Annotated in this window: 7 protein-coding genes; all 7 read left to right on the forward strand. The window is 41.6% G+C overall.

All coding sequences use genetic code 11. The features are described 5' to 3' along the window. The first annotated feature begins 2 nt into the window (after nucleotides 1-2). Nucleotides 3-83, forward strand: a complete 81-nt coding sequence (locus ABPH35_RS10150) for an IS3 family transposase (protein ID WP_349988131.1) — start codon at nucleotides 3-5, stop codon at nucleotides 81-83. A gap of 302 nt (nucleotides 84-385) precedes the next feature. Then, on the forward strand, nucleotides 386-733 hold the full coding sequence (locus ABPH35_RS10155; protein WP_349989576.1) for a hypothetical protein: 348 nt from the start codon (nucleotides 386-388) through the stop codon (nucleotides 731-733). 134 nt (nucleotides 734-867) lie between these two features. After that, nucleotides 868-1713 (forward strand): MetQ/NlpA family ABC transporter substrate-binding protein, encoded by an 846-nt coding sequence (locus ABPH35_RS10160; RefSeq protein WP_349989577.1) that lies wholly within the window; start codon nucleotides 868-870, stop codon nucleotides 1711-1713. 160 nt (nucleotides 1714-1873) lie between these two features. Next, complete coding sequence (locus tag ABPH35_RS10165) at nucleotides 1874-3241, forward strand: M20/M25/M40 family metallo-hydrolase (RefSeq protein ID WP_349989575.1); 1368 nt, start codon at nucleotides 1874-1876, stop codon at nucleotides 3239-3241. Beyond that, on the forward strand, nucleotides 3234-4298 hold the full coding sequence (locus ABPH35_RS10170) for a methionine ABC transporter ATP-binding protein (RefSeq protein ID WP_349989574.1): 1065 nt from the start codon (nucleotides 3234-3236) through the stop codon (nucleotides 4296-4298). Before ABPH35_RS10165 ends, ABPH35_RS10170 begins: the two co-directional genes overlap by 8 nt. Before the next feature lie 10 nt (nucleotides 4299-4308). Further along, nucleotides 4309-5001: a methionine ABC transporter permease gene (locus ABPH35_RS10175; RefSeq protein WP_067091361.1), complete on the forward strand. Its 693-nt coding sequence runs from the start codon at nucleotides 4309-4311 to the stop codon at nucleotides 4999-5001. 61 nt (nucleotides 5002-5062) lie between these two features. Then, nucleotides 5063-5899 (forward strand): aldo/keto reductase, encoded by an 837-nt coding sequence (locus ABPH35_RS10180; RefSeq protein ID WP_349989573.1) that lies wholly within the window; start codon nucleotides 5063-5065, stop codon nucleotides 5897-5899. Nucleotides 5900-6039: the final 140 nt, after the last annotated feature.

The following is a 6039-nucleotide window of genomic DNA, read 5'->3' on the forward strand; positions in this document are numbered from 1 at the left end:
ATATCCAGTTTTACAATACACAACGTTATCAAACAAAATTAAACAACCTGACTCCTTGGGAATTCAGGAATCAGGTTGCTTAGTATCTTTTATTATTTGACTGTCTACTTGACAGGGAGCCGTTCACATCGTTGTGGGTTTTCTTTTCTGGATTAGTCCTTTCTTTCTTCCAGACGAGATGACCATTATAACGCAAGACCATCTAGGATGGGGCTACGTTATAACAATCTTTCTTCTTCCATTGTTAGGGGCGCTTAGCTTTCCATTTTCTCTCTACTTTAAAGAAAAGAAGTGGATGCTACCGAGCCTAATGCTCTTATTGGCCTTTCCGATTACCATATCTGTTCAACTTGTTCTGATTTTCTTTCCATAAAGGAGGTTTCCCATGCCACATTCTTATTCCCTTTTTATTAAAAAATATACGGTACATCTTATGGGGTTAGGATTTTTCGTCTGGATTGCGCCATTTTTAATGCTATTTACACCTAAAATGCTACGAGATCCATTTTTTGCAGTAACAGATTGGCACACGATCACAATCGTTTGGCTGGTACCGATTATCGGTGTCTTGGCCTTTCTTTGCTCCCTCTATCTCAAATGCAAGAAATACCTATTTTTCAGTGCTTGTTTAGTATTAGCTCAACCGCTTTCTTATCTTCTTGGGCTAGCTAGCTTTTATCTCTTTTTCTGGGGCTATGGCTTATTTCACTGGTTGTCCAACCTCTTTCATTGAGGGTATAGCTAAAAACTATATACTTTACAAAAAAGATATAAAAGATTTTTAAGTGGTACATAAAAATTCTATATTGGTCAAAATGGTATTTCTGTGATAAGCTATGTATAGTTCATTTTTAAGGAGTATAAATGATGAAATTGAAAAAATTAGTTAGTTTAGCAGCAATAGCCGTTGCTTCAGTTGCAGCGTTGGCAGCATGTGGCTCAGGAGCTTCAAAAGATGACAATGTTCTTCGTATTGGGGTAATGAGCCTAAGCGGATCGGAAGAAGCACGATGGGATAAAGTGGAAGAGATTCTTGGAGATAAGGTGAAGTTAGAGTTCACTCAATTTACAGACTACTCACAACCGAATAAAGCTGTTGCCGAAGGGGAAGTAGATGTCAATGCTTTCCAACACTACAATTTCTTAGAAAACTGGAACAAGGAAAATGGTGAAGATCTAGTAGCAGTCGCTGATACCTATATCGCTCCAATTCGTCTCTACTCTGGTACAGAAAATGGGAAAAACAAATACAAGTCTGTTGATGAGATTCCAGATGGTGCTGAAATCACAGTACCGAATGACCCAACAAATGAAAGCCGAGCGCTTTACCTTCTTCAAGCAGCAGGCTTGATTAAACTAGATGTATCTGGTACAGAGTTGGCAACGGTTGTCAATATCAAGGAAAATCCTAAAAAGTTGAAAATCACAGAATTGGATGCTAGTCAAACAGCTAGCTCACTTCCATCTGTTGCAGCAGCAGTAGTAAACAATAACTTTGTGCGTGAAGCAGGTCTTGATTACAAGAATGCCCTTTACAAAGAGCAAAAAGATGAAAATTCACATCAATGGTACAACTTGATTGCTGCAAAGAGCGATTGGGAAAAATCACCAAAAGCAGATGCTATTAAAGAAGTCATCAAAGCCTACCAGACTGATGATGTTAAAAAGGTTATTGAAGAGTCTTCTGACGGTATGGATGAGCCGGTTTGGTAAAAAAGATAAAATGCTATGGTGGATCTTCCCCATGGCATTTTAACATCAAAAAGATTACTTGATTTAAAAAAGTATCGTGAGAGAAAATCATGGTATAATAATGAATGATTATGCTACAAAAAACAGCGTCACGGTAGCGGTGGTTCAGGAGAAAAAAACGATGTCAAGACAAGAAGAACAAATCAAAAAATTTGAAGCAGATGCCATTGCACAAGCCTACTTTGAAAAGCTGAAAGTGCTGGTTTCAAAGAAGTCCATTTTTGCCCAACAAGTAGGTTTGCTAGATGTTGCAACCTACCTGAAAGAAATCTTCGAGGAAGCAGGAGCCGAGGTCATCTTGGATGATAGCTTTGCTGCTCCTTTTGTCATGGCGACCTTTACCAGTCCTGTGCCAAATACGAAAACGTTGATTTTCTACAATCACTATGATACGGTCCCTGCAGATGGTGACCAGATTTGGACAGACCAACCATTTGAAGTTAGTGTGCGGAACGGTTACATGTATGGTCGCGGTGTAGATGATGACAAGGGACATATTACAGCTCGCTTATCAGCAGTTCAAAAATACTTAGCTGATCATGAAACGCTACCTGTCAATATCATCTTTATCATGGAAGGGGCAGAAGAGTCCGCTTCGGTTGACTTGGATAAGTATTTGGAAAAATACCGGTCTCACTTGGCTGGAGCTGATTTGCTGGTTTGGGAACAAGGCGCTCGGAATATCTTAGGTCAACTGGAGATTGCCGGTGGAAATAAGGGGATTGTCACTTTTGATGTGGCGGTTAAGAGTGCAGGACGAGACATTCATTCTTCTTATGGTGGTGTGATTGATTCGGCTAGTTGGTACCTCATGGCGGCTCTGCAATCCATGCGAGGTCGTGATGGTCGCATTTTGGTCGAAGGAATCTATGATCAGGTGGAAGAGCCCAATGAACGTGAGCTGGCCTTGGTGGAAGAATTTGCTCTAGCAAGTAGTGAGTCGGCGACAGAACTTTATGGATTGACCTTGCCGACCTTAGCAACAGAGAGAGCCGCATTTTTAAAACGCCTCTTTTTCGAGCCGTCCATTACGATTGAGGGATTTTCAACAGGCTATTTAGGGCAAGGGGTGAAAACCATTATCCCTGCTGAGGCTAGTGCTAAAATGGAAGTCCGTCTCGTACCAGGTTTAGAACCGCAGGATGTTTTGGATAAGATTCGCAAGCACTTAGTCAGTCATGGTTTTGAACAGGTCGAGGTGACCTTTACTTTGGGAGAAATGAGCCACCGCAGCGATATGTCAGCTCCGTCTATTTTGAATGTGATTGAGCTTGCAAAGCGCTTGACACCAGAAGGAGTAGCTATTCTGCCAACCTCACCAGGTACTGGTCCCATGCATACGGTCTTTCATGCCTTAGGTGTGCCAATTGCAGGTTTTGGAATTGGGAACGCCAATAGTCGCGACCATGCAGGCGATGAAAATGTTAGCCTTGCAGATTATTATAGCCATATTGAGTTAGTAGAGGAGTTGATTGCAAGTTATGAGTAAGGAGATTATTACACTAGATCATATTGACGTGACCTTTCATCAGAAAAAACGCACGATTGAAGCGGTGAAAGACGTGACGATTCATATTGAGCAAGGTGATATTTATGGGATTGTTGGCTATTCTGGTGCTGGAAAGTCAACCTTGGTGCGCGTCATCAATCTTTTGCAGGTCCCAACAGCTGGTCGCATTTGTATCAATGATGATGTGATTTTTGAAGGGAATAAGGTGACCTTAAACGCAGCTCAGTTGCGAACCAAACGCCGTGAAATTGGGATGATTTTCCAACATTTCAATCTTATGGCCCAGATGACAGCTGCTGAGAATGTTGCTTTTGCCTTAAAACATTCTGGTTTGTCTAAGGAAGAAAAGAAGGCTAAGGTTGCGAAACTCTTGGACTTGGTTGGTCTAGCAGACCGATCTGAGAACTACCCAGCCCAGCTTTCGGGTGGTCAAAAGCAGCGTGTGGCCATTGCCCGTGCCCTTGCAAATGATCCTAAGATTTTGATTTCAGATGAATCAACATCTGCCCTTGACCCAAAAACAACCAAGCAGATTTTGGCCTTGCTGCAAGAACTCAATGAAAAATTGGGCTTGACCATTGTCATGATTACCCATGAAATGCAGATTGTCAAGGATATTTGTAATCGCGTAGCAGTTATGCAAGACGGTCGCCTAATCGAAGAAGGATCTGTTTTAGAGATTTTCACGCATCCAAAAGAGCCGTTGACACAAGATTTTATCAAAACAGCAACAGGAATTGATGAAGCCTTGGTTAAAATTTACCAGCAAGACATTGTTCGAAATCTACCTGAAGATAGCCTCTTGGTACAATTCAAGTATGCGGGTTCTGCAACGGATACAGCTATTATCAACGATTTATACAAGACTTATCAGGTGTCTGCAAATATCTTGTACGGCAATATTGAAATTTTAGACCATACTCCTGTTGGCGAAATGGTCTTGATTTTATCGGGACATAGAGAACAGTTGCGTGAAGCCTTAACAGCTGTCACGACAGCCAATGTAGAGGTGACGATTTTGAAAGGAGAGTATTAGAATGAATGAAGTGCTTTCATGGATTCAGGCTAATTTCCCCCATATTTATAAAATGGGTTGGGGTGGCCAAACTGGTTGGGGAACAGCGATTTATAGTACCTTTTATATGACCTTTGTTTCCTTTGGAATCGGTGGGGCTATGGGCTTGATTTCAGGCTTGTTCCTCGTCTTAACAGGTCCTCGTGGGATTGCAGAAAACCGTGTAGCCTTTTGGATTTTGGATAAGGTTGCTTCTATTTTACGTGGGATTCCCTTTATCATTTTGCTCTCAGCTATTTCGCCATTAACAAGGGCTATTGTGGGAACCTCTATCGGAATGAACGCTGCCTTAGTGCCCCTATCTCTATCCGTCTATCCTTTCTTTGCTCGTCAAGTTCAAGTGGTTTTGTCTGAGCTTGATGGAGGTGTTATTGAAGCAGCACAGGCTTCTGGTGCAACCTTTGGTGATTTGATTATGGTTTATTTCCGTGAAGGATTACCAGACTTGATTCGTGTGACAACTCTAACCTTGATTTCCCTTGTGGGTTATACAGCGATGGCTGGTGCAATCGGAGCAGGGGGCTTGGGACAAGTCGCTCTTTCATATGGCTATCTACGTTCAAATGATGATGTCACTTTCCTTGCGACACTTCTTATTCTGATTTTTATCTTTGTTATTCAATTTGTGGGCGACTTGATTACCCGAAAAATTAGTCACAAGTAAAACCAAGCATGAGACTTGGTTTTTTGCTATACTAGATTTGGTAAAAGAATAGGAGGAAAATATGAAAACTTATACAATGAATAATGGTCTCACCATTCCGGCTCTTGGTTTTGGAACGTTTTTATCCAAGGAAGGAGAGGAAGTTTACAATGCTGTACGCAAGGCCTTAGAAGTAGGGTATCGTCATATTGATACAGCAGCTTTTTATGGAAACGAAGAGAGCATCGGACGTGCGATTAAGGATTCGGGTGTTGCACGAGAAGAGCTCTATATTACCACAAAATTATGGAATGATGCGCATGGCTATGAAGAAGCAAAAGCAGCCTTTGCTGACTCTCTGGAAAAATTACAGTTAGACTATCTGGACTTGTATCTCATTCATTGGCCAAATCCGGTAGAGATTAGAGATCGCTGGCAAAAAGCAAATGCAGATGCGTGGCGGGCAATGGAAGAATTGGTTGCAGAAGGAAAAATCAAATCAATAGGTGTCAGCAACTTCATGGTCCATCATCTGGATGAACTCTTAAAAACGGCAACTATTGTTCCGGCAGTCAATCAAATTCGTCTTGCACCAGGTGTTTATCAAGATGAGATTGTGACCTATTGCCGTGAGAAGCAAATCGTTATTGAAGCCTGGAGTCCGCTTGGTCGTGGAGAATTATTCACGCATCCAATCATGCTTTCTTTGGCTGAAAAATATGGTAAAACAGTAGCCCAAGTCGCTCTAGCTTGGTCATGGGCACAAGGATTTTTACCATTGCCAAAATCGGTGACAGATAGCCGGATTGTGGAAAATTTGGATTTTGAAGATATTGTCTTGTCAGAGGAAGATATCGCAGCCATCACAGCCATTACAGGCGTGACAGGAGCTTACAACCCAGATGAAGTGAACTTCTAGTGATACCAATAGGAACTTGTCTTGATCCCTCCCTAGAAATTTTTACACACGACAAACGCATGAAGAAAGTCTCGTTTTCAGATAACAGTTTCATAAACTAAGTTCGAATCCTTTGCTATACTAGAGATAGTGGAGGATTT

This window comes from Streptococcus handemini (assembly GCF_040984445.1).
GTDB lineage: Bacteria > Bacillota > Bacilli > Lactobacillales > Streptococcaceae > Streptococcus > Streptococcus handemini.